We start from the raw sequence: 23165 nt of genomic DNA on the forward strand, positions 1-23165 counted from the left end.
ACCCCGTGTCACTCGGGTGACGCCCCCTGCCCGTCCGCGGATCGGAGGACCCCGCCGTGCCCGAACCCCTGTCCGTACCCGCGCCCGTATCAGTACACGAGCCCGTCAGCGAGGCGGCGGTACTTGTGCGCCCGCCCCGTGTGCCGCGCCCGCGCCGCTTCTTGCTCTGCGAGCCTCGGTACTTCGATGTGCAGTACGCCATCAACCCCTGGATGCGCGACGGCGCGCCGGTCGACACCGAACTGGCCCAGCGGCAGTGGGCGACGCTGGTCCAGGCGTACCGCGACCACGGCCACACGGTGGAGACCGTGCCGCCCGTGGCCGGGCTGCCGGACATGGTGTTCGCGGCGAACTCGGCGCTCGTCCTGGGGGGACGCGTGTTCGGTGCGCGCTTCCATGCGCCGCAGCGCCGCCCGGAGTCCGTGGCGTACGAGAAGTGGTTCCGGGCGGCCGGGTTCGACGTGCATGTGCCGGAGGCGGTCTGCGAGGGCGAGGGCGACCTCGTGCCGGTCGGCGGCTACGTCCTGGCCGGTACGGGCTTCCGCACGACGCGGGAGGCGCACCGGGAGGTGCAGGAGTTCCTCGGCGTGCCGACGATCGGCCTGCAGCTCGTGGACCCGTACTTCTACCACCTCGACACCGCCCTCTTCCCCCTCGACGACACCAACATCGCGTACTACCCGGACGCCTTCTCGCCCGGCAGCCGTGAGGTGCTGCGGCGGCTGTTCCCGGACGCGGTGCTCGCCACCCGGGAGGACGCGATGGCGTTCGGACTCAATTCCGTCTCCGACGGGTGTCACGTCTTCGTTGCCCCGCAGGCTGAGGGGATCGTTGAACAACTCGCCCGTCACGGTTACGTTCCTGTCCCCGTCGACCTGTCGGAATTCCACAAGGCCGGCGGCGGCATCAAGTGCTGCACCCAGGAGGTCCGCTCATGACCGCGCCCACCCGCTTCTCCGCCGCCGCGGCCGGCCCCGCGCCGCAGCCCCCCGCACCGGACGCCCGCTCCTCGGCGGAGCTGATCCGCGCGGAAGAGCCCGTCCTCGCGCACAACTACCACCCGCTCCCGGTGGTCGTGGCGCGCGCCGAGGGCGTGTGGGTCGAGGACGTCGAGGGCCGCCGGTACCTCGACATGCTCGCCGGCTACTCGGCGCTGAACTTCGGCCACCGCCATCCGGCGCTCGTCGAGGCCGCGCACCGCCAGCTCGACCAGGTCACCCTGACCTCGCGCGCCTTCCACAACGACCGGCTCGCCGGCTTCGCCGAAGGCCTGGCCGCGCTCACCGGCATGGACATGGTCCTGCCGATGAACACCGGCGCCGAGGCCGTCGAGAGCGGCATCAAGGTCGCCCGCAAGTGGGCGTACGACGTCAAGGGCGTGGCCCCGGACCAGGCCACGATCGTCGTCGCCGCCGACAACTTCCACGGCCGCACGACCACGCTCGTCAGCTTCTCCACCGACCCCGTGGCGCGCGCCGGTTACGGCCCCTACACGCCCGGCTTCCGCGTCGTCCCGTACAACGACCTCGCCGCCATCGAAGCCGCCATCGACGAGACCACGGCGGCCGTGCTCATCGAGCCGATCCAGGGCGAGGCCGGCGTCCTCATCCCGGACGACGGCTACCTCACCGGCGTCCGTGAGCTGACCCGGCGGGCCGGCTGCCTGTTCATCGCCGACGAGATCCAGTCCGGGCTCGGGCGCACGGGCCGCACGCTGGCCGTCGAGCACGAGTCCGTCGTCCCGGACGTACTCCTGCTCGGCAAGGCGCTCGGCGGCGGCATCGTCCCGGTCTCCGCCGTCGTGGCCCGCCGGGACGTACTGGAGGTGCTGCACCCGGGCGAGCACGGCTCCACCTTCGGCGGCAACCCGCTGGCCGCCGCGGTCGGTTCGGCCGTCATCGACCTCCTGGCGACCGGCGAGTACCAGCGCCGGGCCGCCGAGCTGGGCGAAGTACTGCGCACCGGGCTCGACGGCCTGGTCGGCAAGGGCGTCACCGGCTTCCGGGCCCGCGGCCTGTGGGCGGGTGTCGACGTCGACCCCGCGCTGGGCACGGGCCGCGAGATCAGCGAGCGCCTCATGCGGGAGGGCGTCCTGGTCAAGGACACCCACGGCTCCACCGTGCGGCTGGCCCCGCCGCTGACCATCACGGAGGACGAACTGTCGTCGGCGATCGAGGCGCTGGGGCGGGTGCTGGGCGAGTAACGCGTACTGACTGAGCGACGCATAGCCATGCAGCGCCGTACAAGAAAATAGCTGGACTCCAGGACGCTCGCCCGCAACCATATTCCGCATGACACATATTGATTCACAGTCAGCTGCGGATGCGGGCGAGCTCACCTGGCCCGTGGGCTTCCGGGCGTACACCGGGAACGGGGGCCTGCGGGCGCACGGGGACGACATCTCGATCGTGGCGTCGGACCGGCCGTCGGTCAGCGCCGCGATGTTCACCCGTAGCCGCTTCGCGGGCCCCGCGGTGGTACTCAGTCGGGCGCACGCCGCCGGCGGGCACCTGCGCGCCGTCACCACCCTGGCGCAGAACGCCAACGTGGCCACCGGCCGGCAGGGCGAGGAGAACGCGGCCGAGGTGGTCGGCCGGGTCGCCGCGATACTGGGCGTCCCGACCGACGCCGTACTCATCGGGTCCACCGGGGTGATCGGACGGCCGCTCCCGATGGACACCATCCGCGCGCATCTGGAGGCGACGGCGGAGCGCGGCACGGCGGCCTTCGAGGCGGAGCCCCTCGATGTGGCGCGGGCGATGATGACCACGGACACCCGCCCGAAGACCAGTACCCGGCGCGTCGGCCGGGCCCGCATCGTCGGCGTCGCCAAGGGCGTCGGCATGCTGGAGCCGAATATGGCCACGATGCTGGCGTACGTGTTCACCGACGCGGAGCTCTCCCCCGCCGCACTGGACACCGCACTGCGCGGCGCCGTGGACAAGACCTTCAACTGCCTGAGCGTGGACACCGACACCTCCACCTCGGACACCGTGGCCGCGCTCGCCAATGGGGCGGCGGGGCCGGTCGACCCGGCCGAGTTCTCGGCGGCACTCGCCGAGGTGTGCCTGGACCTCACTCAGCAGCTGGCGAGCGACGGGGAGGGCGCGAGCAAGCTGCTGCGCGTCACGGTGGCGCAGGCCGCCGACTATGCGCAGGCCAAGCGGGTGGCCAAGAGTGTGGTGAACTCTCCGCTGGTCAAGACGGCCGTGCACGGCGCCGACCCGAACTGGGGCCGGGTCGTCATGGCCATCGGCAAGAACACCGAGGACACGGACATCGAACCGGCGAAGGTGACCGTACGGTTCGGCGAGACCGAGGTGTACCCGGAGGAGCCCGCGGCCGACACCCTCGAAAAGCTGGCCGAGACCATGCGGCGGGACGAGGTCGACATCGCGATCGGGCTGGGCCTCGGCGACGCCGCCGCTACGGTCTACGGCTGCGACCTGACCGAGGGCTACATCCGCGTCAACGCGGACTACACGACCTGACACACCCCGGCTGACCTGCGCGGACGCTGCTTCCGAGGGCCGTTGTCAGTGGTCGGGTGCAGACTGACTCGTACCTGGAACAACGGCGTTCGGAGGTGCATTGACATGACGACCCACCCGGCTGATGTCCTGCTCGCGGTAGGGACCCGGAAGGGCCTTTTCCTCGGCCGGCGACGGCGGGGCAGGTGGGAGCTGAGCCAACCCCACTTCCCGGCCCAGGCGGTCTACTCGGTCGGTATCGACACCCGCCGCGCCACACCGCGGCTGCTGGTCGGCGCGGACAGCGCGCACTGGGGCCCTTCGGTCTTCCACTCGGACGATCTCGGCGAGAGCTGGGTGGAGCCCGCGCGCCCGGCGGTCAAGTACCCGGAATATACGGGGAGTTCGCTGGAGCGGGTGTGGCAGCTCCAGCCCGCGGGCCCGGCGGAGCCCGACGTGGTCTATGCCGGCACGGAGCCGGGGGCACTGTTCCGGTCCGAGGACGGCGGCGAGTCGTTCGAGCTGGTGCGGCCGCTGTGGGAGCACCCCTCGCGCGAGCAGTGGGAGCCGGGCGGCGGCGGCCTCGCGGTGCACACGGTGATCACCGACCCGCGCACCGCCGACGCGGTGACGGTCGCCGTGTCCGCGGCCGGGGTGTTCCGCTCCCTGGACGGCGGAGCGAGCTGGGCGCCGTCCAACGCGGGCGTGAAGGCGGTGTTCCTGCCCGACCCCGACCCGGAATTCGGCCAGTGTGTGCACAAGATCGCGCAGGATTCGGTCAACCGCGATCGCCTCTATCTGCAGAACCACTGGGGTGTGTACCGCAGCGACGACGCGGGCGCGACGTGGACGGACATCGGGTCGGGGCTGCCGTCGGACTTCGGCTTCGCGGTCGCCGCGCACCCGCACCGCGGCGATGTGGCGTATGTCTTCCCGATCACCGCGGACATGGACCGGGTCCCGGCCGAGCACCGCTGCCGGGTGTTCCGGACCTCCGACGCGGGCGCGAGCTGGGAGCCGCTGAGCGAGGGGCTGCCGCAGGAGGACCACTACGGCACGGTGCTGCGCGACGCGCTGCGCGTGGACGACGCGGACCCGGCGGGCGTGTACTTCGGCAATCGCAACGGCGAGGTGTTCGCCAGCGCGGACGACGGCGACAGCTGGCAACAGCTCGCCGCCCACCTGCCGGACGTGCTGTGCGTACGGGCGGCGGTGCTGACATAGGACGGAGTTGACGCAGTTGACCGAAGGAATACGGACCTGACCGGAGGAGCGCGAAGATGACCGGGGGGAAGGGGGCACGGGTTGATACGGACCACCGGGCGGCCAGTAGGGTGACGCCGTGGCTGCACGACCTCTCCATGAAATCGTTGAACCGGGCTGGGCGAAGGCACTTGAGCCCGTTGCCGGACGGATCGCCGCGATGGGCGACTTCCTGCGCGCCGAGATCGCCGCGGGACGGACGTACCTCCCGGCCGGCAGCAATGTGCTGCGCGCCTTCCAACAGCCCTTCGACGACGTGCGGGTGCTCATCGTCGGGCAGGATCCCTACCCCACGCCGGGGCATGCCGTCGGGCTCAGCTTCTCGGTGGCGCCGGAGGTGCGCCCGCTCCCGGGCAGCCTGGAGAACATCTTCCGCGAGCTGCACTCCGACCTCGGGCTGCCGCGGCCGGCCAACGGTGACCTCACGCCGTGGACCCGGCAGGGCGTGCTGCTGCTCAACCGTGCCCTGACGACGGCGCCGCGCAAGCCCGCCGCGCACCGCGGCAAGGGCTGGGAAGAGGTCACCGAGCAGGCGATCCGTGCGCTGGCCGCGCGCGAGCGGCCGCTGGTGGCCGTGCTGTGGGGGCGGGACGCGCGCAATCTGCGCCCGCTCCTCGGACAGGTGCCGTCGGTCGAGTCGGCGCATCCCTCGCCGATGTCCGCCGACCGGGGTTTCTTCGGCTCGCGGCCGTTCAGCCGGGTCAACGATCTGCTGGTCCGGCAGGGCGCGCAGCCGGTGTCCTGGCAGTTGCCCTGACCGCGGCTGCCCTGGCCGTACGGCCCGGTGGCCGACCTGGAGCGGTGCCTTGGCAGGCGTGCTGAGCTGGGGGGATAGTGTGCCCGCATGACCACGAACTCGAACGTGCCGGCGGGCTGGTACGCCGACCCGCAGGGCACGCCTGACCAACTGCGCTGGTGGGACGGCGCCCGGTGGACCGAACACACCCACCCGGGCGGACCGGGACAGGGCCAGGCCCAGCAGCAGGCCCAGGGCCAGGCGCAGCAGCACGGCCAGGCACCGCACGAGCAGGCGCAGGACCAGGCACCGCAGTACGGCCAGACTCCCCAGCAGGCACCCGGCCAGCCGCAGCACCAGCAGCCTCAGCACCAGCAGGGGCAGGCGCCCGGCGGGCAGCCGATGCCGCAGGCGCAGCCCCAGCCTCAGCCGTATGCGCAGGGAGCACCTCCGCATGCGCCGCAGCAGCCGTACGGGCAGGGCGCGCCTCAGCAGCCGTACGCCCAGCCGCAGCAGCAGCCCCAGCCGGTCGCGCAGGCGCCGTTCCCGGGTGGGCAGCCGCAGCCGGGCGCGCAGCCGATGCCGGGCGGGCAGCCGCAGGGATACGGCTACCCCCAGCAGCCCGGCGTCGCGCCGGGCGGCGCCGCGCCGGGCGGACCGGCCGGTCCCGGTGGCGGTTCGCTGTTCAGCGAACCCGTTCTGGTCGTGAACCAGAAGGCCAAGCTGATCGAGATGACGAACGAGTACAGCGTCTTCGACCAGAACGGCAACACCATCGGCTCGGTCGTGCAGGTCGGCCAGAGCACGGCCAAGAAGGTGCTGCGACTGGTCTCCAGCCTCGACCAGTACATGACCCACAAGCTGGAGATCCGCGACGCGTACGGGCAGCCGCAGCTGGTGCTGACGCGGCCGGCCAAGTTCATCAAGTCCAAGGTGCTGGTGGAGCGCCCGGACGGGCAGCCGGTCGGCGAGATCGTGCAGCAGAACGCCATCGGGAAGATCAACTTCGCGCTGGTGGTCAACGGCCAGCAGATCGGCGCGATCAAGGCGGAGAACTGGCGCGCCTGGAACTTCGCCATCGTCGACCACGCCGACCAGGAGATCGCCCGGATCACCAAGACGTGGGAGGGCCTCGCCAAGACGATGTTCACCACGGCGGACAACTACGTCCTGCAGATCCACCAGCAGCTGCCCGACCCGCTGCTGAGCCTGGTGGTCGCCACGGCGCTGACCGTCGACACCGCCCTCAAGCAGGACGCCCGCGGCTTTGGGTGAGACCACACCGGCGCCGGGCCCCGTACCGGTACTCGGCGTCGATTCGGGCGGCTCGGGCCTGCGGATCGCGGTCGGCGACGCGTACGGGAACGCAGACGGGAGTGACGCCGCAGCCGTAGGGGCTCCGGCCCCGGTGCGGCGGCTGCGTACGGTCGTCTTCCGGGAGTCGGTGCGTACGGGGCCGGACGGCATCGACGCGGACGACCTGCTCGCCCGGCTCCTCCCGGCGGCCGGCTCGCTGCTGCGCGAGGCCGGCGGCGACGGGCGGTGCGCCGCGGTGTGCGTGGGCGCGGCCGGTATGGCCACGCTCGGCGACGGCCTGCGCGCCGCACTGCCGGCCGCGCTGTCCCGCGCGCTCGGCACGGACCGGCTGGCCCTCGCGGCCGACGCGGTCACCGCGTACGCGGGCGCGCTCGGCCAGCGCCCCGGAGCCGTGGTCGCGGCCGGCACGGGCATGGTCGCGATGGGTACGGACCTCACCGCGGCGACCGGCTGGCGCCGCGCCGACGGCTGGGGTCACCTGCTGGGCGACTGCGGCAGCGGCGCCTGGATCGGCCGTGCAGGGCTGGAGGCGGCGATGCGCGCGTACGACGGCAGGCCCGGCGGTTCGGCGGCGCTGCTGGCCCGCGCGGAAGCGGTGTTCGGGCCGGTCACGGGCCTGCCCGGCAAGCTGTACCCGCGCGCGGACCGGCCCGCCGTACTGGCCTCCTTCGCGCCCGAGGTCGCGCACTGCGCCGCCGAGGACAAGTTCGCCGCCGCGATACTCGACGAGGCCGCCCAGCACATCGCCGACGCCGCGGCCGCGGTCTGCCCGCCGCCGACCGCGCCCACCACCGGCCTGAACGTCGCGTACACCGGCGGCCTCTTCAAGATGGGCGAACCACTGCTGGAGCCGTTGCGGTCGGCACTCGCGGTGCGGCTGCCCGGCGTACGCCTCCGCGCGGCGGACGGCGATCCGCTGGACGGCGCGCTCCTGATCGCCGCTGCGGTGGCGCGGGACGCGCTGCGGCTGCCCACGGACGAGCGGCTGCTGCACGTCGCGGGGTGAGCACGCGGACGAGCCCTCTCACCGTCACCGCATTAACAGTCGCGAACACACCCACCGATCGCCCCGGCAGCCACTCCCCGGCATCCTCGGCACCCCCACCACCCCACAAGCGGAATCCGTTCAACCGCACCTCCCCCACCCCTCCACCTAAGAAATCGCCGCAGATCACACGGCGTGTCGTGGGTTGTTCACACGAAGACGCGCGGGACGAATCGGTACACAAGTCACCCGACCGTGCCCTCCCTCGGCACGGGGTGCCGAAGAGGCGTTAGCATGCGGCGCCATGAGTTCCCCCACTGGGCCCGCACCCGGCCTGCCTGTACGAATGCCGCGTCCGCGCCAGCCCGGACGCCACCGCCGACCCGAGCCGGTCGTCGCTCCCGAGGGCGCGCCCGCCCTCGTCCTGGCCGTCCCCGGCGCACCCACCGCCGCGTCGCGCAGCCTGGCGGAGGAGGTGTCCAGCATCGCCCGCTCCGAGCTGCCCGGCCTCGACGCGCGGATCGGGTACGTCGACGGCGGTGACGAGGAGTTCCCGTCCCTGGAGGCCGTGCTCGCGCACGCCGCCGCCGAGCGCAGGGCCCGCATAGAGGCCGGCGCGAAGGAGCTGAAGGACAGCCCGGCCGCCGTGGTCGTGCCGCTGCTCGCCGGTCCCGACAACGCCCTGCTGCGCCGTATACGCCAGGCGATCATGAACAGCGGCTCCGCCGCCGAGCTCACCGATGTGCTCGGGCCGCACCCGCTGCTGGCCGAGGGCCTGCACGTACGGCTGTCCGAGGCCGGCCTGGCCCGCGCCGACCGCGCCCGCCTCTTCACGGTCGCAACGGCTGCTGACGGCATCATCCTCGCCACCGTCGGCGGCGAGGAGGCCGTGCAGGCCGCCGGCATCACCGGCATGCTGCTCTCCGCGCGCCTCGCCGTGCCGGTGCTGGCCGCCGCGCTGGACGAGGACGGCGCGATCTCGCGTACGGCCGAGCAGCTGCGGACCTCGGGCTCGCAGCAGCTGGCGCTGGCCCCGTACCTGATCGGCCCGGAGATCGCCGACGGGCTGCTGGGGGCGGCCGCGGCCGAGGCGGGCTGCGCCTCCGCGGAGGCGCTGGGTGCGTACATGGCGGTGGGCCGCCTGGTCCTGTCCAACTACGCGGCATCGCTCGGCATCACGCTGCAGTCGGCACAGGGCGCCGCGACCCGCTGAACCGCCGCCGGCCGCCACGGGTGGCCGGCGACCCGGCCTGGTGGACGAAGCACCGAACCGCTGAATGGGCCGCCCCGCACCACGCGGGGCGGCCCATCGCCGTATCCGGGCGCGCTCGCCCACACTCAATCGCTCCCCCGTACGCATTCCCTCACCCGCTCGTGCGCCCCACCAGCACCCGTACCCGTACCTCCTCCGCGTACGGGCCGTCCGGGAGTGCGGCCCGCAGGCCGGCGGCGAAGTGCGGGCGGTCGGCGGGGGTCGGCAGCCGGCCGGCCGGTACGGCGGAGCAGACGCCGCCGACCAGCTCCTCGAAGGTCAACTCCACGCGGTACCGGTGGTCGATCTCGCGCACCCCGTCGTAGCCCGCCGCGTGCAACGCGCGGGCGTAGCGGTCCTGATCCTCGTCGGCCGTGCCGCAGGTGGCCTGCAGGACCGTGCCGAAGTACCGCTCCAGGTAGCCGCGCAGCGCGTCCGACCAGTAACTCTCCTGCTGCCAGAGCGGTACGCCGTTCGCGATCACGGCGATGCCGCCGCCGGGTCGGAGCAGCGGGCGCAGTTCGCGGAAGAGCTGCTCGTGGTCCATCCAGTGCAGCGCCTGGCCGATGGCGGTCATGGCCAGGGAGCCGCGGCCGAGCAGCGTGCCGAGCGCCGGGACGTCGGTGTCCGCGCCGAGCACCCAGGTGGCGTTGCGTACGCCTGCCTCGTCGGCGGCCCGGCGGGCCAGCCGCAGCATGTCCGGTTCGGGGTCCATGCCGAGTACGGAGCCGACCCGCTCGGCGAGCGGCACGGCCAGCTGTCCCGTGCCGCAGCCGAGGTCGAGCGCGGTGTCGCCGGCGGTCAGGCCGAAGGCTTCCTGCAGCGCGTCCAGAAGCTCCGGGCGGTAGCCGCGCCGGAAGCGGGCGTAGTACTCGGCGACTTCACCACTGAATCCGACGGTCATGCCGTCAGACTGCCGGTTTCCCGGCCGCCGCGCCCGCCATTCGGACGATCTCGCCGTCAAGCGTCCGCTATTGGCTGAACTTATTCAAAAGTTCAACGGCCGGTGCGTACGGGAAGGTTCCCGAAAACCACGCAGGAAGCCGACGGTACCGGGATCGAACCCGCGCGTTCCGGGACGCCGGTTTCCGGGTTGATCGTGAACCATGTGACGTCGCCGGAGCGTTCGTTGGCGGCGTAGAGGTGGCGGCCTTCGGGGTGCAGGGCCAGGTCGCGGGGCCAGGTGCCGCCGGAGGGGACGGTGGTGACGAGGCGCGGGGACAGGCCGTCCTGGTCCAGGGTCAGTACGGCGATGCTGTCGTCTCCGCGGTTGGCGGCCCAGGCGAAGCGGCCGTCGGCGGAGACCACGAATTCGGAGGGGAGGGTCGGTGTGACGCCGTCCTCCGGGAGTACGGAGGTCTCGCCCACCGGCGTCAGCACGCCCTGCACGGCGTCCCAGCGGCAGGTGGTCACTGTCGGGTCCAGCTCGTTGATGACGTAGGCGAGCCGGCCGCCGGGGTGGAAGCGGAGGTGGCGCGGGCCGCTGCCGGCGCGCAGCGCGAGCTCGCGGCGCATGACCAGCTTGCCGCTCCCCGGGTCGATGTCGCAGACGCGTACGGAGTCGGTGCCGAGGTCCACGCTGAGCACCCAGCGTCCCGTGGGGTCGGCGACCACGGCGTGCGCGTGCGGGCCGGTCTGCCGCTCGGGGTTCGGGCCGCTGCCGTGGTGCTGGAGTACAGCGCCGGGGCCGGGCTCGGTGGGCGCGCCGTCGGCCCGCAGGGGCAGCGCGCTCACGCTGCCGGAGCGGTAGTTGGCGGTGAGCAGGTGCCCGGCGTGCGGGGTGAGGTGGGTGGGCGCGGAGCCGTGGACGGGCACCGGGGGCGCGAGCGGTTCCGGGCGGTCGCCCGCGAGCGAGAACGCCGCGGCCGCGCCGTCGGGCGTCTCGCTCACCGCGTACAGCAGCCGGCCGTCGCCGGACACCGCGAGGTAGGAGGGGTTGGTCACCGCGTCGGTGCGGTGCAGTTCCTTCAGGGCCCCGCTCTCCGGGTCGACCTCCGCGGTCACGATGCCGGCGCCGCCGGCCGTCGATCCGATGTACGCCCGCCGCCCGGCACCGTTCCGGCTCCCACCGTTCACACCCATACCCCGCTTCTCTTCAGCACGCCGCGCATCGGTCGGTCACCGACGCTAACAGCCGGGGCCGCCGTCGGCGGCGCGGAGCCCGCCTGTACCCGGCCGAGCAGCCCGGCCGTGTCCGCCCGTGCGGCCGGTGTCAGGCGTCGATCAGCGGTGGGCGGCCAGGGACGCGGAGAGGTACCGCGAGTTCGGCGAGGGCTCTTTCCAGGCCGTGGAGGTGGGCGAGGGCCGGTTCCGCGGCCGGAATGCGCGGCGCGGCAGCCACGCGCTCCCGCGGCTGAGCGACCACCCGCTCCCGCTGCTGACCGACCATGCGCTCCGATGCCGTCCCCTCCGGCGCCGTCAGCGCCGCCACCGCCGCCTCGACCCGTCGGCACGCCGCGGTGAGGCGGTCGTCGTGTGACGCCTCGGGGTCGGCGGCGACGGCGGCCAGGCCGCGGACCTCGCGGGCGCAGTCGTCGAGCAGGGCGACGACCTGACGCGCCCGCGCCTTGCGGGCACGCAGCGGGCTGAGCGGGTGGAGCAGCGGGGCGATCGAGACCCGTACCTTGCCGAGCAGCAGCTCCAGCTCGGCGATCCGCGGCGCGGGGTCGGCGGCCGCGGAGCCGGCCAGCCGCGCGGCGGCCTCGGCCGTGCAGGCATGCACGCACCGCAGCGCGCGCTCGATCCAGGCGTCCGTCGTGGCGTGCGTGGTGACGGGCAGCACGAGCAGTACCGCCAGTACCGCGCCGAGCGCCCCCACGCCCGTCTCCGTCACCCGCAGCATGAGCAGCCCCGGGTCCAGCACTCCGAGGAGCCCGTACAGCAGCCCTGCCATCACCGTCACCGCGAACATCATCCAGGTGTACGAGACGGCGGCCGTGTAGAAGATGCCGAAGACGCAGACCGCGACGAGCGCGGCGGTGGCCACCGGCGCGCCGTGCAGCGGTACGGCGACGCCCAGCCCGACGGCGATCCCGATCACCGTGCCGAGCACCCGCCGGAAGCTCCGTACCAGCGTCTCGCCGCTCGACGCGGTGTTCACGAAGACCCACCACGTCGCGCCCACGGCCCAGTACCAACGGTCCTGCGAGAGCACCTGCCCCGCAGCGAGCGCGAAGGCACCGCCGGCCATGGCCTGGACCGCCTGCCGGGTGGTCGGCCGGGCGAGCCCGGTGCCGAGGTTCAGCGGCGGTACGCCGACGGGCGGCGGCAGTCGGCGCTCGTAGCACCACAGCCCGAAGCGCACGGCCGAGGAGGCGAGCAGCGACAGCAGCATCGCTTCGTACAGCTCGGGCAACTGGCCGGTCACCGTGTGCAGGAACTGCGACGCGAAGAAGGCCATGAAGCCGAGCACGCCGAGGGAGTGTCCGCGCGGTCCCCACCGGCGGGCGTACACCCCGGCGCCGACCACGGCGAGAAAGGCCGCGTCCCGGGCCTGCGGGTAGTCGTGCAGCACCGCGGCGAGGGCGAGTACGGGGAAACCCACCGCCGGGAACAGCGCGGTGGTGACCGCCTGCCCGCGGACCGTCGGGTCCATCACCGTGAAGAGGGCCAGCAGGGCCGCGAGCCCACCGAAGATGACCGCGACCAGCGAATGGCCGGCCAGCCCGCACAGGGCCACCGCCAGCCCGATGCCGAGCACCGCCCGCAGCGCACTGCGCAACCGCAGCCGCCCCGGGTCCGGAGCAACGAACACCCTCTTGAGCACAGATCCCCGCCCCTTCTGCGTTCCCGCACTGCGTGGCATGTCCAGCACTGCATGGCATGAAAAAGGCGCCGCGGAATCCGCAGCGCCATCGACACGACCATCAGAACACCCGAGGGCACACTGGCTCAACAGAGGCCGGATTCGCTGTGCCATTGGTCCAGTGGCCCGCACGTCCGGTGCGGCACGGGCGGGCCAATGGACCACTGAGTGCGCTCCGGCAGCAGACCGTCTCACGTACTGAAATACTCGTCTCAGCAGCTTGATCCAAGCAGGTCGGACGGCACAGAATGCGAGGCATGACTGCTGCTGCCGACCTCCTCGTGGAACGCCTCCACGTCGATCTGTGTCGCCAGACCAGCGCCAACTGTCGCGTCTGACGCGTTTTCCGGCCGCGGACCCCGCCTTCTCCTGGGCCGTGCTGCCGCGCTTCTCCTCCTTTTCCCGCATCTAGCGGCGCATCGGCGTCGCTCCTCCGCGGCGCATCGTCACGCACGTCGCCGGGCCGCTGTGCCCTGCCCGGAACGTGGCCCGCCGCCCTTTCCCGGAGTTCTCATGTCTGCTCTGACGTTCCATTGGTTCCTGCCCACGACCGGTGACAGCCGGCACATCGTCGGTGGCGGCCACGGCGCCCTGCCCGGCACCGCCGGCGGGGACCGGCCCGCCTCCGTCGAGTACCTCGGGCAGATCGCCCGCAGCGCCGAACAGCTGGGCTTCGTAGGGGCGTTGACGCCCACGGGTGCGTGGTGCGAGGACGCCTGGCTGACCACGGCGATGCTCACGCAGGTCACCGAGCGGCTGAAGTTCCTCGTCGCCTTCCGGCCCGGCCAGATCAGCCCGACCCTGTCGGCGCAGATGGCCGCGACCTACCAGCGGCAGTCGCACGGGCGGCTGCTGCTCAACGTCGTCACCGGCGGCGAGTCGGCGGAGCAGCGCGCGTACGGCGACTTCCTCGACAAGGACCAGCGGTACGCGCGCACCGGCGAGTTCCTGGACATCGTGCGGCGGCTGTGGGACGGCGAGACGGTCGACCACCACGGCGAGCATCTGCGGGTCGAGGGCGCCAAGCTCAACCGGCTGCCCGACCCGGTGCCGCGGGTCTACTTCGGCGGCTCCTCGCCCGCGGCCGGTGAGGTGGCCGCGCGGTACACCGATGTGTATCTGACCTGGGGCGAGCCGCCGCAGCAGGTGAAGCAGAAGATCGACTGGGTGCGGTCGCTGGCCGCCGCGCAGGGCCGCGACGTACGGTTCGGCATCCGGCTGCACACCATCAGCCGGGACACCTCGGAGCAGGCGTGGGCCGAGGCCGAGCGGCTGCTGAAGGGGATGGACCCCGAGCGCATCCAGGCGGTGCAGCAGGGCCTGGCGACCAGCGAGTCCGAGGGCCAGCGCCGGATGCGCGAGCTGCACAACAGCGGGTCCAGCGACAACCTGGAGATCTACCCCAACCTGTGGGCGGGCGTCGGTCTGGTACGCGGTGGCGCCGGCACGGCACTGGTGGGCAGCCACGAAGAGGTCGCGAACCTCATCGAGGAGTACGCCCGGCTGGGCATCGAGGAGTTCGTCCTCTCCGGCGTACCGCATCTGGAGGAGGCGTACTGGTTCGGCGAGGGCGTGCTGCCGCTGCTGGAGCGGCGCGGTCTGTGGCAGCACCCGGCCGGACCGCGCACGGCCGAGGCGGGCATCGTCCCGTTCGCCGCCCGATGAGCCCGGCGCCCGCGCCCTCGCAGGCGCCACCGCATCCGGACGAACCGCAGGCGGACGCCCCGCCGACCCGGCTGAAGACCGTGGTGCTCGCCAGCCTGCTGGGCACCACCGTCGAGTGGTACGACTTCTTCCTGTACTCCACGGCCGCCGGGCTGGTCTTCAACAAGCTGTTCTTCCCGACGGCGAACGGCACGGTCGGCACGATGCTGTCGTTCGCGACGTTCGCCGTGGGCTTCGTCGCCCGCCCGGTCGGCGGGCTGCTGTTCGGGCACATCGGCGACCGGATCGGCCGCAAGCGCACCCTCGCCTTCACGATGGGCCTGATGGGCGTCTCCACGGCGCTCATCGGCCTGCTGCCGACGTACCAGCAGGTCGGCATCCTCGCCCCCGCGCTGCTCCTCGTCCTGCGTGTCGCGCAGGGCGTGGCGCTGGGCGGCGAGTGGGCGGGGGCCGTGCTGCTGGCGGTGGAGTACGGTCCCGAGGGCCGCAAGGGCAGGTTCGGCAGCTATCCGCAGATCGGGCTGGCGCTCGGACTGGCCCTCGGGACCGGTGTGTTCGCGCTCCTCAACGACGTGCTCAGCGACGCCGCCTTCCTAGGTTACGGATGGCGAATCGCGTTCCTCGTCAGCCTGGTGCTCGTCGGGGTCGGCCTGACGGTACGTCTGAAGATCGACGAGACGCCGGCCTTCCGGGCCGTCCGGCAACTGCGGGAACTGCCGCGCTCCGCGCCCCTGGTGGAGCTGGTACGCGAGCCCGCGGCGCGTCGGCACGTCCTGCTCGGCATGCTGGCGCGCTGGGGCGAAGGCGCCGCCTTCAACACCTGGGGCGTCTTCGCGATCACCTACGCGACGGGGACGCTCCAGCTGGACCGTACGCCGGTGCTGCTCGCGGTGACGGCCGCCGCGCTGGTCATGGCCGCGCTGATACCGGTGTCCGGCGCGGCGGTCGACCGGCTGGGCGCGCGCCGCGTCTACCTCTTCGGCATGGGCGCCTTCGCCGTCTCGGTCTTCCCGGCGTTCTGGCTCTTCGGTACGGGCGGTGCCTGGGCGTTCACGGCGGCGCTCCTGCTCACCCTCGGCGTCGTGCACGCGTCGTTCTACGGTGCCCAGGGCACGCTGTTCGCCGCGCTGTTCCGTACCCCCGTCCGGTACACAGGCATGTCGTTCGTCTACCAGATGTCCGGCATCTTCGCCTCGGGGATCACCCCGCTGGTCATGACGGCGCTGCTGGCCCTGGGATCGGGCACGCCGTGGCTCGCCTGCGGCTACCTCGCCCTGACCGGCGTGGTGAGCATGCTGGCGACCGCCCGGCTCCGGGACTCGGACCTGCACGTCCCGACCGGCCGGTAGCGTCGCCTCACGCCGTCGCCATCGCCGCGTCCGTACGGTACTTCCGTACGTACGCGGTGCAGAGGTCGATGACGAACTTCGTGAGGATCGCCTCGGCGATGGCGAGGCCGGCCTTCGCCAGCGCCGCACAAAGGAATTCACCCACCGGAATCACACTCCTGTCCTCTCATGTCCGCGCGGCTTCCGGCACGAGGCCGCGGCGGCCCTACTGCATCCATCCATGCCCTGGCGAGGTGACGTAGGGGTGACTCGGAACAAATGCACGGTTACGCCACGGTGAATTGCCGGGCTGTCACGCACCGTGATCAGGGCAGGCCCCGCAGGCCCAGGCGGAGGTGTTCGGTGTGGTGCAGGGCCTCGTCGAGGAGCTGGGCGACATGGTCGTCGTACAGCCGGTAGACGATGCGCCGCCCTTCGCGGTGGCCGCTGACCAGGCCCAGAGTGCGCAGCAGCCGCAGCTGGTGGGAGACGGCGGACTGGGCCATGCCGATCTCCGCGGCGAGCTCGGAGACCGGGTGCGGGCGGTTCCGCAGCGCAGCGAGGATCAGCAGCCGGGAGGGGGCGGCCAGGGCCTGCAGGGTGGCCGCGACGACCGTCGCGGTCGCCGCGTCCAGGGCCACCCCCTCCTCTTCGCCGGTTTCCGCGTCAGCGGCGGGCACGGCCGCGCCTGCCTGCCGCCCGGCCCTGCTGCGCCGCACCCGGTGGCCGGATGAACTGGAGCTCCAGTGCGGGCGGCGGCGCGGCGATGCCGGGGCCGCCGTCGGCCGCCCACCGCAGGACGTCCTCGGTGGCGTCCTCGCTCATCGCGAAGCCGATCCACGCGGCCCGGCCGCCGTTCCGCCGCCCCGCCGCGGACGGCTGGACGACGAGGACATTCGCCTGGTCGCAGGGGCCGAGGCAGTCGGTCGTACGGACCGCGAGGCGGCCTTCGGAGGCGCGGGCCGCCGCGTGGAGCCGGGCCAGCTGTCCGTCGTGGTCGAAGCCGCGGTGCTTGCGTGCGTTGCCGCAGCAGCAGCCCCGGCAGACGACCAGCGTGCACGGCCGGTCGCGGGCGGCGCCGACCACCACCTGCGCCGCCGTGCCCGACAGCCCGGCCCGGCCCTGCCGCCCCGCCGGGCGGCTCACAGCGTCACCCCCGGCGGCACCTGTACGGCCCGTACCGCACCGTCCCGGTACGCCACGACCAGCAGTTCGGAGCCGGCCCAGGCCAGCGCGCTGACCGCCGACCCGCCGGGCAGCGTGCGGGCCGGGGAGAGCCTGGCCTGCGGGCGGCCCGACGTGGCGTGCCACAGGGCGAGCGTGCCGTCGTCGCCGCCGGTGGCGAGGTGGCCGGCGCCGCCGGGCCGCCAGGCCAGCGCGGTGACCTTCCGGTGCGCGCTCAGCGAGCGCGGCGCCGTACCGGCGGGTCCCTTGCCGGAGAAGTCCCACACGGTGACGTCCGGCGCGCCGTCGGCGGCGAGCCAGAAGCCGGTGTCGTCGAACGCGAGCCGGGAGACCTTCTCGCGGTAACCGGACATGGTCAGTTCACTGGCGTCCCGGGTGCGCCAGATGTGGATCGACGCGTCCTGGTTGCCACTGCAGATCCAACGGCCGGTCGGCGCCACGGCGAGCGCCAGGTGGGAGCCGGTGTACGGATAGCTGATCACGGGTTCGGCGGTGTGCCGCTCGTGACAGCGCACCGCTCCGTACGCGGCGACCGCCAGCCGCCGTCCGCCGCGCAGCCAGGCCAGGTCGGTGACGGTACTGGGCGCCGGCGCGGTGGCCCACTGCTGTTCGCCCTGCGCGTCCAGGACCAGCGCCTGCCGTCCGCGTGCCACGGCCACCCGCTGTCCGCCGTCCGCCCACACGGCGGTGGCCGACCAGGCGCCCGTCTCGGTCAGTACGGTACGGCCGGTGTCCCGGTCGTGCACTCCGTATCCGGTCGGGCCCGTGGCCACGAGGTGGCGGCCGTCAGGCGAGAGGGCAACGGCCAGCGCGCCGCCGGGCAGTTCGAGCGCGGGCCGTACGGAGCCGGCGGCGGCGTCCAGCGTCCAGACGCGGCCGTCGGCACCGGCCACCGCGACGGTCCCGGCCCGCACGGAGAGCGCGACGGGCGCGTCCTCGACGGTGGCCTCCCAGGCAAGCGGCACATCAAGGGCGGGGGCGCTCACGCGGCGGCTCCCGCGGTGGTCAGGCAGGCGGACAGGCCCTGCGCCAACTGGTCGCGGTCCAGCCCGCGGCCGATGAAGACCAGCTTGCTCCGCCGGGCCTCATCCGGCTGCCACTCCCGCCCGAACTGCCCGTCCAGCAGCATGTGGACGCCCTGGAAGACGTACTGCTTCGGCGAACCGGCGAGGGCGAGGATGCCCTTGCTGCGGAAGATGTCCGCGCCCTTGGTGCGCAGCAGCGCGCCGAGCCAGCGGTTGAGCCGGGCCTCGTCCAGCTCGCCGGTCAGCTCGAAGCCGACCGAGGTGACGCTGGTGTCGTGCTGATGCTCGGTCTCGGTGAGGAACTCCGGGTCGTCCTTGAGCACCCGCGCCAGGTCGAACGCGCCGACGTCCATGACCTCCTTGAGGTCCACCGCCGCGTGCCGGGCCGGGATGATCTGTACGGCGGCGTTGATCGCCCGGATGCGGGAGACCACCTCCGCGACGGTCGTCTCGTCCGCCAGATCGGTCTTGTTGAGGACGATCCGGTCGGCGAACGCGACCTGCTCCACGGCCTCGTTCTCCACGCCCTCGGGCTTCACCTCGTCGAGGTGCTGGATGGCGTGGGCCGCGTCGACGAGCGTGACGATGGCGTCCAGCCGCAGCTGGGCGGCGATCTCGTCGTCCATGAAGAAGGTCTGCGCGACGGGCGCCGGATCGGCCAGCCCGGTGGTCTCGATGAGGATGTGGTCGAACTTCTCGCGGCGGCGCATCAGCGCGCCGAGGATGCGGATGAGGTCCCCGCGCACGGTGCAGCAGATGCAGCCGTTGTTCATCTCGAAGATCTCTTCTTCGGCGTCGAGCACGAGCGCGTCGTCGATGCCGACCTCGCCGAACTCGTTCTCGATGACGGCGATCTTCATCCCGTGCTGCTCGGTGAGGATGCGGTTGAGCAGGGTGGTCTTGCCGGAACCGAGAAAGCCGGTCAGTACGGTGACGGGCACCCGCCCGTCACGTGCGGCGGCGTCGGCGGTTTCGGTCATGGGGCGTCCTTCTGAGTAGGTGTCAGTGGGCGGTGGGCCGGCAGCGGCCGCAGACGCCGGTCAGTTCGACGGTGTGCTCGACATCGGTGAAACCACTGGTCTCGCCGATGCGTTCGGCCCACCGCTCGACCACGCGCGAGTCGACCGGACGGCTGTGACCGCAGTCGCGGCACAGGAGGTAGTGCTGATGGCCGGCGGTGCTGCGTCTGCGGTACAGCCGCTCGCCCGTCCCGTCCCGCACGACGTCCACCTGGCCACTGGCCTGGAGTTGGTGGAGCGCGCGGTAGACCGTCGTGAGGCCGACCGCGCAGTCCGCGGTGACCAGACGGGCGTGCAGCATCTGGGCCGAGACGAAGTCCTGGCAGTTACCGAGCGCACGCAGCACCGCGGCCCGCTGCGGGGTGTTCCGCGTCGGCGAAGGCTTGGCACCGGTCATGTCGAAAGCCTAAATGAAAATGAATTCCATGTCCATATGAGGGGCTGTTCATGTGTCACGGGCGTCGTCCGCCCCGCTGTCGCAGGTCGGGGCGGCACACCGCAGACTGGAGACGATCGACCGGTACCGCACCGCACCACCTGTAAGGAGGCCGTTCGCCATGGCCGTGGACGCACTCGACGCCCGGATCCTCCGGCTGCTGCTGGAGCAGCCGCGGACGAGCGTGCGGGAGTACGCGCGCATCCTCGGTGTCGCGCGCGGCACGGTGCAGGCGCGGCTGGACCGGCTGGAGCGGGACGGTGTGATCACCGCGTACGGGCCGCGGCTCTCCCCCGCCGCGCTCGGACACCCGGTCACCGCCTTCGCGCACATCGAGGTCACGCAGGGGCACCTGGAGGAGGTCGCGGCGCTGCTGGCCGAGGTGCCGCAGATCATCGAGGCGTTCTCGACCACGGGCGGCGGCGACCTGCTGGCCAAGGTGGTGGCGCGGGACGCGGCGCATCTGGAGGACGTGATCCAGCAGCTGATCAACATGCCGGGGGTGGTGCGGACGCGCACCGAGGTGGCGCTGCGCGAGCGCGTGCCGCACCGGCTGCTGCCGCTGGTGGAGGACGTCGGCGGGGCCGCGGCACCACGCTGACCGCGGGCTTGGCATGCTGGGGGCATGACCACCGAAGCCCCTTCCCGCACGCCCGTCATCTTCGACCTCGACGGCACCCTGGTCGACAGCGAGCCCAACTACTACGAGGCGGGGCGGCGGCTGCTCGCCCGTTACGGAGTCGAGGACTTCACCTGGGAGCACCACACGCGGTTCATCGGCATCGGGACGCGCGAGACGCTGGAGATGCTGAAGAAGGAGTACGAAATCGACGCGCCCGTCAGCGAGCTGCTGGCCGGGAAGAACGCGATCTATCTGGAGCTGGCCGGGGCGCAGACCGAGGTCTTCCCGGAGATGCGGGCCTTCGTGGAGCAGTTGCACGCGGCGGGGCACCCGGTCGCGGTGGCGTCCGGCTCGTCCCGGGCCGCGATCGACGCCGTACTGAAGTGCACGGATCTGGACGCGATGCTCAGTACGCGGGTGTCGGCCGAGGAGGTGGGGCGCGGCAAGCCCGAGCCCGATGTCTTCCTGGAGGCGGCCCGGCGGCTGGGGGTGGCGCCGGAGAGCTGCGTCGTGATGGAGGACGCACCTCCCGGTGCGGAGGCGGCGCGCCGCGCCGGGATGCGGTGCATCGCGATCCCGTACGTGGCGGGGACCGCCGGAGACCCGGCGTTCGAGGCCGCCGGGCTCCTCTTCAGGGGCGGTCAGCGGGAGTTCACGGCGCAGGCCGCGTACGCATGGCTCGCTCGGCCAGCTCCGTCTTCTTGATCTTTCCGGTGGCGGTGAGCGGCAACTCACCGGTCAATTCAATGGCGGGCAGCTTGTAGGCGGCCATCTCCGCGCCCGCCCACTCCGTCAGGGTCTCGGCGGTGAGCGTGCTGCCGGGGACGGTGCGGACGTAGGCGTACGGGCGCTGGCCGCGCCGCTCGTCCGGTACGGCCACGACCGCCGCGGCCAGCACGTCCGGGTGCCGTCCGAGCAGCGTCTCCACCTCGGTCGGGAAGACGCTCATGCCGTTCACCTTGATCATGTCCTTGTCGCGGCCGAGGTAGTGCAGACAGCCGTCCTCGTCGAGGGAGCCGATGTCGCCGGTGTGCAGCCAGCCGTCGCGGAGGGCGGTCTCGGTGGCCTTGGGGGCACGCCAATAGCGGGTGAGGACGGACGGGCCGCGGACGACGATCTCGCCGCGCTCGCCGAGCGGCAGCGGCTCGCCGGTGGCGAAGTCCACGACCATGATGTCCGTACCGGGGACGGGCAGCCCGCAGAAGGTCGGCTCGGACAGCAGGTCGCGGTCGCCGTCCTGGAAGCCGAGGGTGGAGGTGTCGCTGGTGTGCGTCTCGGTCATGCCGTACGAGGCCTCGCGGAGCACGCTGTGGTCGCCGACGGCGCGGCGCCAGCGGTCGCGGATCTCCGGGGTGAGCTTGCGGATGAAGGACACGGTGAGCGGTGCGGTGAAGGCGGACAGGTCACGCCCCGCGAGGTCCGGGTGGTCCAGGAGTTCGAGATAGTTCTCGACCGTGCCGGCCATCGTGGCGACTCTGTACCGCTCCAGACCGTCGAGGACGGCGGCCGGGTCCCAGCGGGGCAGCAGCACGCTCGTGCCGCCGGAGACCAGTGGCGCGAGGATGCCCAGGTTCTCGCCCGCGATCCAGAAAATGGGCAGGTAGCAGAGGGAGACGATGCCTTCGGGGGCGAGCTCCGGAGCGCGGCCGGAGTCGATGGCGGTGGCCGTGTAGACCATGTGGCGCTGGGTGTGTTCGCAGCCCTTGGGCATGCCGGTGGTGCCGCCGGTGTAGTTGAGCGCGGCGAGCGCGTCCAGGTCGTCGGCGATCCGGCCGTACGGGGCGTGCGCGAGGGCGTCGTCCCAGGCGCCGGTGTCGGCGAGGAGGACCTCGCGTACGGGAGTGTCCGCGCGTATCTCCTCGATGGCCGGGGTCAGTTCGGTACGCGAGATGACCAGGCGGGTTCCGGCGTCGGTCAGTTCGTGGCGGAGTTCGGCCGCCTTGAACATGGGATTGACCGGTACGTGGACCGCGCCGAGGCGCAGTACGGCGAGCATCGCGACGAGGAACTGCGGGCAGTTGGGGAGGTGGACGCCGACCCGGTCGCCGGGCTGCACGCCGCGCTCCGCCAGCCATCCCGCGAGGCGGTCGGACGCCTCGTCCAGCTCCCGGTAGGTGATCTCGCGGCCGTCGAAGACCAGGGCCGGGCGGTCGGGGGCCACGGTGGCCCAGTGGTGCACATAGCCGGGCACGGTCCGTTCGCCGGCCCGGAGCCGGATGGCGTCCGGCTGCCGGCCGCGGCGGGCCCGGTCCTGTCGGGTGCGGAGATCGTTCAGATGGTGCTCGATACGCGTCGCGCGGCTCACTGCTACTCCTCCGGTATCGCCTGGTGTCCCTCTGGGTCGTACGGCCTGAGCAAGTGCAGGTACATGGCGGTGACATCGCGTACGGCGTCCTCGTACCTGTCCGGGTCCTCCGCCACCAGCCGGGCGAAGCGCACGCACATCCCGCCGACCGCCGTGGCGACCGCCGACGGGTCCGCGACCGGCGACGCGGCGCCCGCGGCAGTCACCCGGCGGATGTAGCGGGCGGTGCGCCGGGTCGGCCGCCGGTCGATCTCCTCCCACAGTGCGCCGATCTCCGTATCGCCCTGTGCCTGTTGCTCGATCAGCCGGAGCAGCGGGAGGTGCTCGGCGTAGGCGGCGATGAAGGCGGCCATGGAGTCGTGCGCGACGGCCCGCACGTCGTCCGGGTCGGTGTCCGGCACTTCCTGCGCGGCGAGGAAGGCGTCCCGTACGCGCGCCGCGAGCACCTGGAAGATCTCTTCCTTGGACGCGAAGTAGACGTAGAACCCCGCGCGGGACAGCTCGGCCTCGGCGGCGATGTCGGCGATGGTGGCGGGCCCGTAACCGCGGCGCGCGAAGACCGCCTCGGCGGCGTCCAGCAACCGGTGGCGCACGGGCGTGTCGCTGCGGTCGCGCGCCGTGCGGGTCGCCCAGGGCCGGTGTCCGCGCCCGGACGGCGACTGATCGGAGGCGGGTGCGGACTGTTCTCTGTTTGCCACGCCATGACCATATTGACGTTGACGCCAATGTCAATGACTATGACAGCGCCGTCT

General features: G+C 72.5%; 24 protein-coding genes and 1 pseudogene. 14 read left to right on the forward strand and 11 right to left on the reverse strand.

The genetic code is table 11. The features are described from left to right. Positions 1–125: 125 nt before the first annotated feature. The 9 genes and pseudogenes from ddaH to AB0I82_RS02305 all read left to right on the forward strand — a co-directional run bounded on the left by ddaH (position 126) and on the right by AB0I82_RS02305 (position 8984). Positions 126–938 (forward strand): dimethylargininase, encoded by an 813-nt coding sequence (gene ddaH / locus AB0I82_RS02265; protein ID WP_363256044.1) that lies wholly within the window; start codon positions 126–128, stop codon positions 936–938. Further along, positions 935–2203 (forward strand): ornithine--oxo-acid transaminase, encoded by a 1269-nt coding sequence (rocD, locus tag AB0I82_RS02270; protein ID WP_363255136.1) that lies wholly within the window; start codon positions 935–937, stop codon positions 2201–2203. The genes ddaH and rocD overlap by 4 nt, the downstream gene beginning before the upstream one ends. 88 nt (positions 2204–2291) lie before the next feature. Further along, complete coding sequence (gene argJ, locus AB0I82_RS02275; protein ID WP_363255137.1) at positions 2292–3491, forward strand: bifunctional glutamate N-acetyltransferase/amino-acid acetyltransferase ArgJ; 1200 nt, start codon at positions 2292–2294, stop codon at positions 3489–3491. Positions 3492–3596: 105 nt separating this feature from the next. Beyond that, a complete protein-coding gene (locus AB0I82_RS02280; protein WP_363255138.1) occupies positions 3597–4694 on the forward strand; it encodes an exo-alpha-sialidase in 1098 nt (365 codons plus the stop codon). 118 nt (positions 4695–4812) lie between these two features. Next, a complete protein-coding gene (locus tag AB0I82_RS02285) occupies positions 4813–5490 on the forward strand; it encodes a uracil-DNA glycosylase (RefSeq protein ID WP_363255139.1) in 678 nt (225 codons plus the stop codon). An 87-nt stretch (positions 5491–5577) separates the two neighbouring features. After that, a pseudogene (locus tag AB0I82_RS02290) lies at positions 5578–5688 on the forward strand (DUF2510 domain-containing protein); the annotation flags it as partial. 183 nt (positions 5689–5871) lie between these two features. Then, complete coding sequence (locus AB0I82_RS02295; RefSeq protein WP_363256045.1) at positions 5872–6744, forward strand: phospholipid scramblase-related protein; 873 nt, start codon at positions 5872–5874, stop codon at positions 6742–6744. Next, positions 6737–7792, forward strand: a complete 1056-nt coding sequence (locus tag AB0I82_RS02300) for a BadF/BadG/BcrA/BcrD ATPase family protein (protein WP_363255140.1) — start codon at positions 6737–6739, stop codon at positions 7790–7792. Before AB0I82_RS02295 ends, AB0I82_RS02300 begins: the two co-directional genes overlap by 8 nt. A 283-nt stretch (positions 7793–8075) precedes the next feature. After that, on the forward strand, positions 8076–8984 hold the full coding sequence (locus tag AB0I82_RS02305; RefSeq protein ID WP_363255142.1) for a hypothetical protein: 909 nt from the start codon (positions 8076–8078) through the stop codon (positions 8982–8984). Positions 8985–9135: 151 nt separating this feature from the next. Here AB0I82_RS02305 and AB0I82_RS02310 read toward each other — a convergent pair whose 3' ends face one another. The 3 genes from AB0I82_RS02310 to AB0I82_RS02320 form a co-directional block, all read right to left on the reverse strand. Continuing rightward, on the reverse strand, positions 9136–9927 hold the full coding sequence (locus AB0I82_RS02310; RefSeq protein ID WP_363255143.1) for a class I SAM-dependent methyltransferase: 792 nt from the start codon (positions 9925–9927) through the stop codon (positions 9136–9138). Positions 9928–10019: 92 nt separating this feature from the next. Next, a complete protein-coding gene (locus AB0I82_RS02315) occupies positions 10020–11105 on the reverse strand; it encodes a lactonase family protein (protein WP_363255144.1) in 1086 nt (361 codons plus the stop codon). 130 nt (positions 11106–11235) lie between these two features. Then, complete coding sequence (locus AB0I82_RS02320) at positions 11236–12789, reverse strand: FUSC family protein (RefSeq protein ID WP_363255145.1); 1554 nt, start codon at positions 12787–12789, stop codon at positions 11236–11238. 296 nt (positions 12790–13085) lie between these two features. Between AB0I82_RS02320 and AB0I82_RS02325 the strand changes: the two genes are divergently transcribed. The 3 genes from AB0I82_RS02325 to AB0I82_RS02335 all read left to right on the forward strand — a co-directional run bounded on the left by AB0I82_RS02325 (position 13086) and on the right by AB0I82_RS02335 (position 15842). Next, positions 13086–13166, forward strand: coding sequence for a putative leader peptide (locus tag AB0I82_RS02325; RefSeq protein WP_363256046.1), 81 nt, complete (start codon positions 13086–13088; stop codon positions 13164–13166). Positions 13167–13341: 175 nt separating this feature from the next. After that, complete coding sequence (locus tag AB0I82_RS02330; RefSeq protein WP_363255146.1) at positions 13342–14493, forward strand: LLM class flavin-dependent oxidoreductase; 1152 nt, start codon at positions 13342–13344, stop codon at positions 14491–14493. Then, the gene (locus AB0I82_RS02335) at positions 14490–15842 is read left to right on the forward strand and encodes an MFS transporter (protein ID WP_363255147.1); all 1353 of its coding nucleotides are present in this window, start codon (positions 14490–14492) and stop codon (positions 15840–15842) included. Before AB0I82_RS02330 ends, AB0I82_RS02335 begins: the two co-directional genes overlap by 4 nt. Before the next feature lie 7 nt (positions 15843–15849). On the opposite strand, the gene AB0I82_RS02340 is transcribed toward AB0I82_RS02335, so the two are convergent. The 6 genes from AB0I82_RS02340 to AB0I82_RS02365 form a co-directional block, all read right to left on the reverse strand. Further along, positions 15850–15987: a hypothetical protein gene (locus AB0I82_RS02340; protein WP_363255148.1), complete on the reverse strand. Its 138-nt coding sequence runs from the start codon at positions 15985–15987 to the stop codon at positions 15850–15852. A 160-nt stretch (positions 15988–16147) separates the two neighbouring features. After that, a complete protein-coding gene (locus AB0I82_RS02345) occupies positions 16148–16501 on the reverse strand; it encodes a metalloregulator ArsR/SmtB family transcription factor (RefSeq protein WP_363255149.1) in 354 nt (117 codons plus the stop codon). Beyond that, positions 16488–16931 carry a (2Fe-2S) ferredoxin domain-containing protein gene (locus AB0I82_RS02350; protein WP_363256047.1) on the reverse strand — a complete coding sequence of 148 codons (444 nt, stop codon included), beginning with the start codon at positions 16929–16931 and terminating at the stop codon, positions 16488–16490. Before AB0I82_RS02350 ends, AB0I82_RS02345 begins: the two co-directional genes overlap by 14 nt. Positions 16932–16963: 32 nt before the next feature. Next, the gene (locus tag AB0I82_RS02355) at positions 16964–17992 is read right to left on the reverse strand and encodes a hypothetical protein (protein ID WP_363255150.1); all 1029 of its coding nucleotides are present in this window, start codon (positions 17990–17992) and stop codon (positions 16964–16966) included. Beyond that, positions 17989–19011 (reverse strand): GTP-binding protein, encoded by a 1023-nt coding sequence (locus tag AB0I82_RS02360; RefSeq protein ID WP_363255151.1) that lies wholly within the window; start codon positions 19009–19011, stop codon positions 17989–17991. The genes AB0I82_RS02355 and AB0I82_RS02360 overlap by 4 nt, the downstream gene beginning before the upstream one ends. A gap of 22 nt (positions 19012–19033) precedes the next feature. Continuing rightward, positions 19034–19447 carry a Fur family transcriptional regulator gene (locus AB0I82_RS02365; protein ID WP_030266711.1) on the reverse strand — a complete coding sequence of 138 codons (414 nt, stop codon included), beginning with the start codon at positions 19445–19447 and terminating at the stop codon, positions 19034–19036. 160 nt (positions 19448–19607) lie between these two features. Between AB0I82_RS02365 and AB0I82_RS02370 the strand changes: the two genes are divergently transcribed. Further along, on the forward strand, positions 19608–20087 hold the full coding sequence (locus AB0I82_RS02370) for an Lrp/AsnC family transcriptional regulator (RefSeq protein WP_030266714.1): 480 nt from the start codon (positions 19608–19610) through the stop codon (positions 20085–20087). A 24-nt stretch (positions 20088–20111) separates the two neighbouring features. Continuing rightward, positions 20112–20813, forward strand: a complete 702-nt coding sequence (locus tag AB0I82_RS02375) for an HAD family phosphatase (protein ID WP_363255152.1) — start codon at positions 20112–20114, stop codon at positions 20811–20813. Here the strand turns inward: AB0I82_RS02375 and AB0I82_RS02380 are convergent. Together AB0I82_RS02380 and AB0I82_RS02385 are read right to left on the reverse strand one after the other, a co-directional pair. Then, complete coding sequence (locus tag AB0I82_RS02380) at positions 20761–22413, reverse strand: AMP-binding protein (RefSeq protein ID WP_363255153.1); 1653 nt, start codon at positions 22411–22413, stop codon at positions 20761–20763. The two genes, AB0I82_RS02375 and AB0I82_RS02380, sit on opposite strands and share 53 nt — an antisense overlap. A 2-nt stretch (positions 22414–22415) precedes the next feature. Beyond that, entirely contained in the window at positions 22416–23111 is a 696-nt protein-coding gene (locus AB0I82_RS02385) for a helix-turn-helix domain-containing protein (protein WP_363255154.1), read from the reverse strand. Between the last annotated feature and the right edge of the window lie 54 nt (positions 23112–23165).

Origin of the sequence: Streptomyces sp. NPDC050315, assembly GCF_040655775.1 — a bacterium.
Lineage (GTDB): Bacteria > Actinomycetota > Actinomycetes > Streptomycetales > Streptomycetaceae > Streptomyces.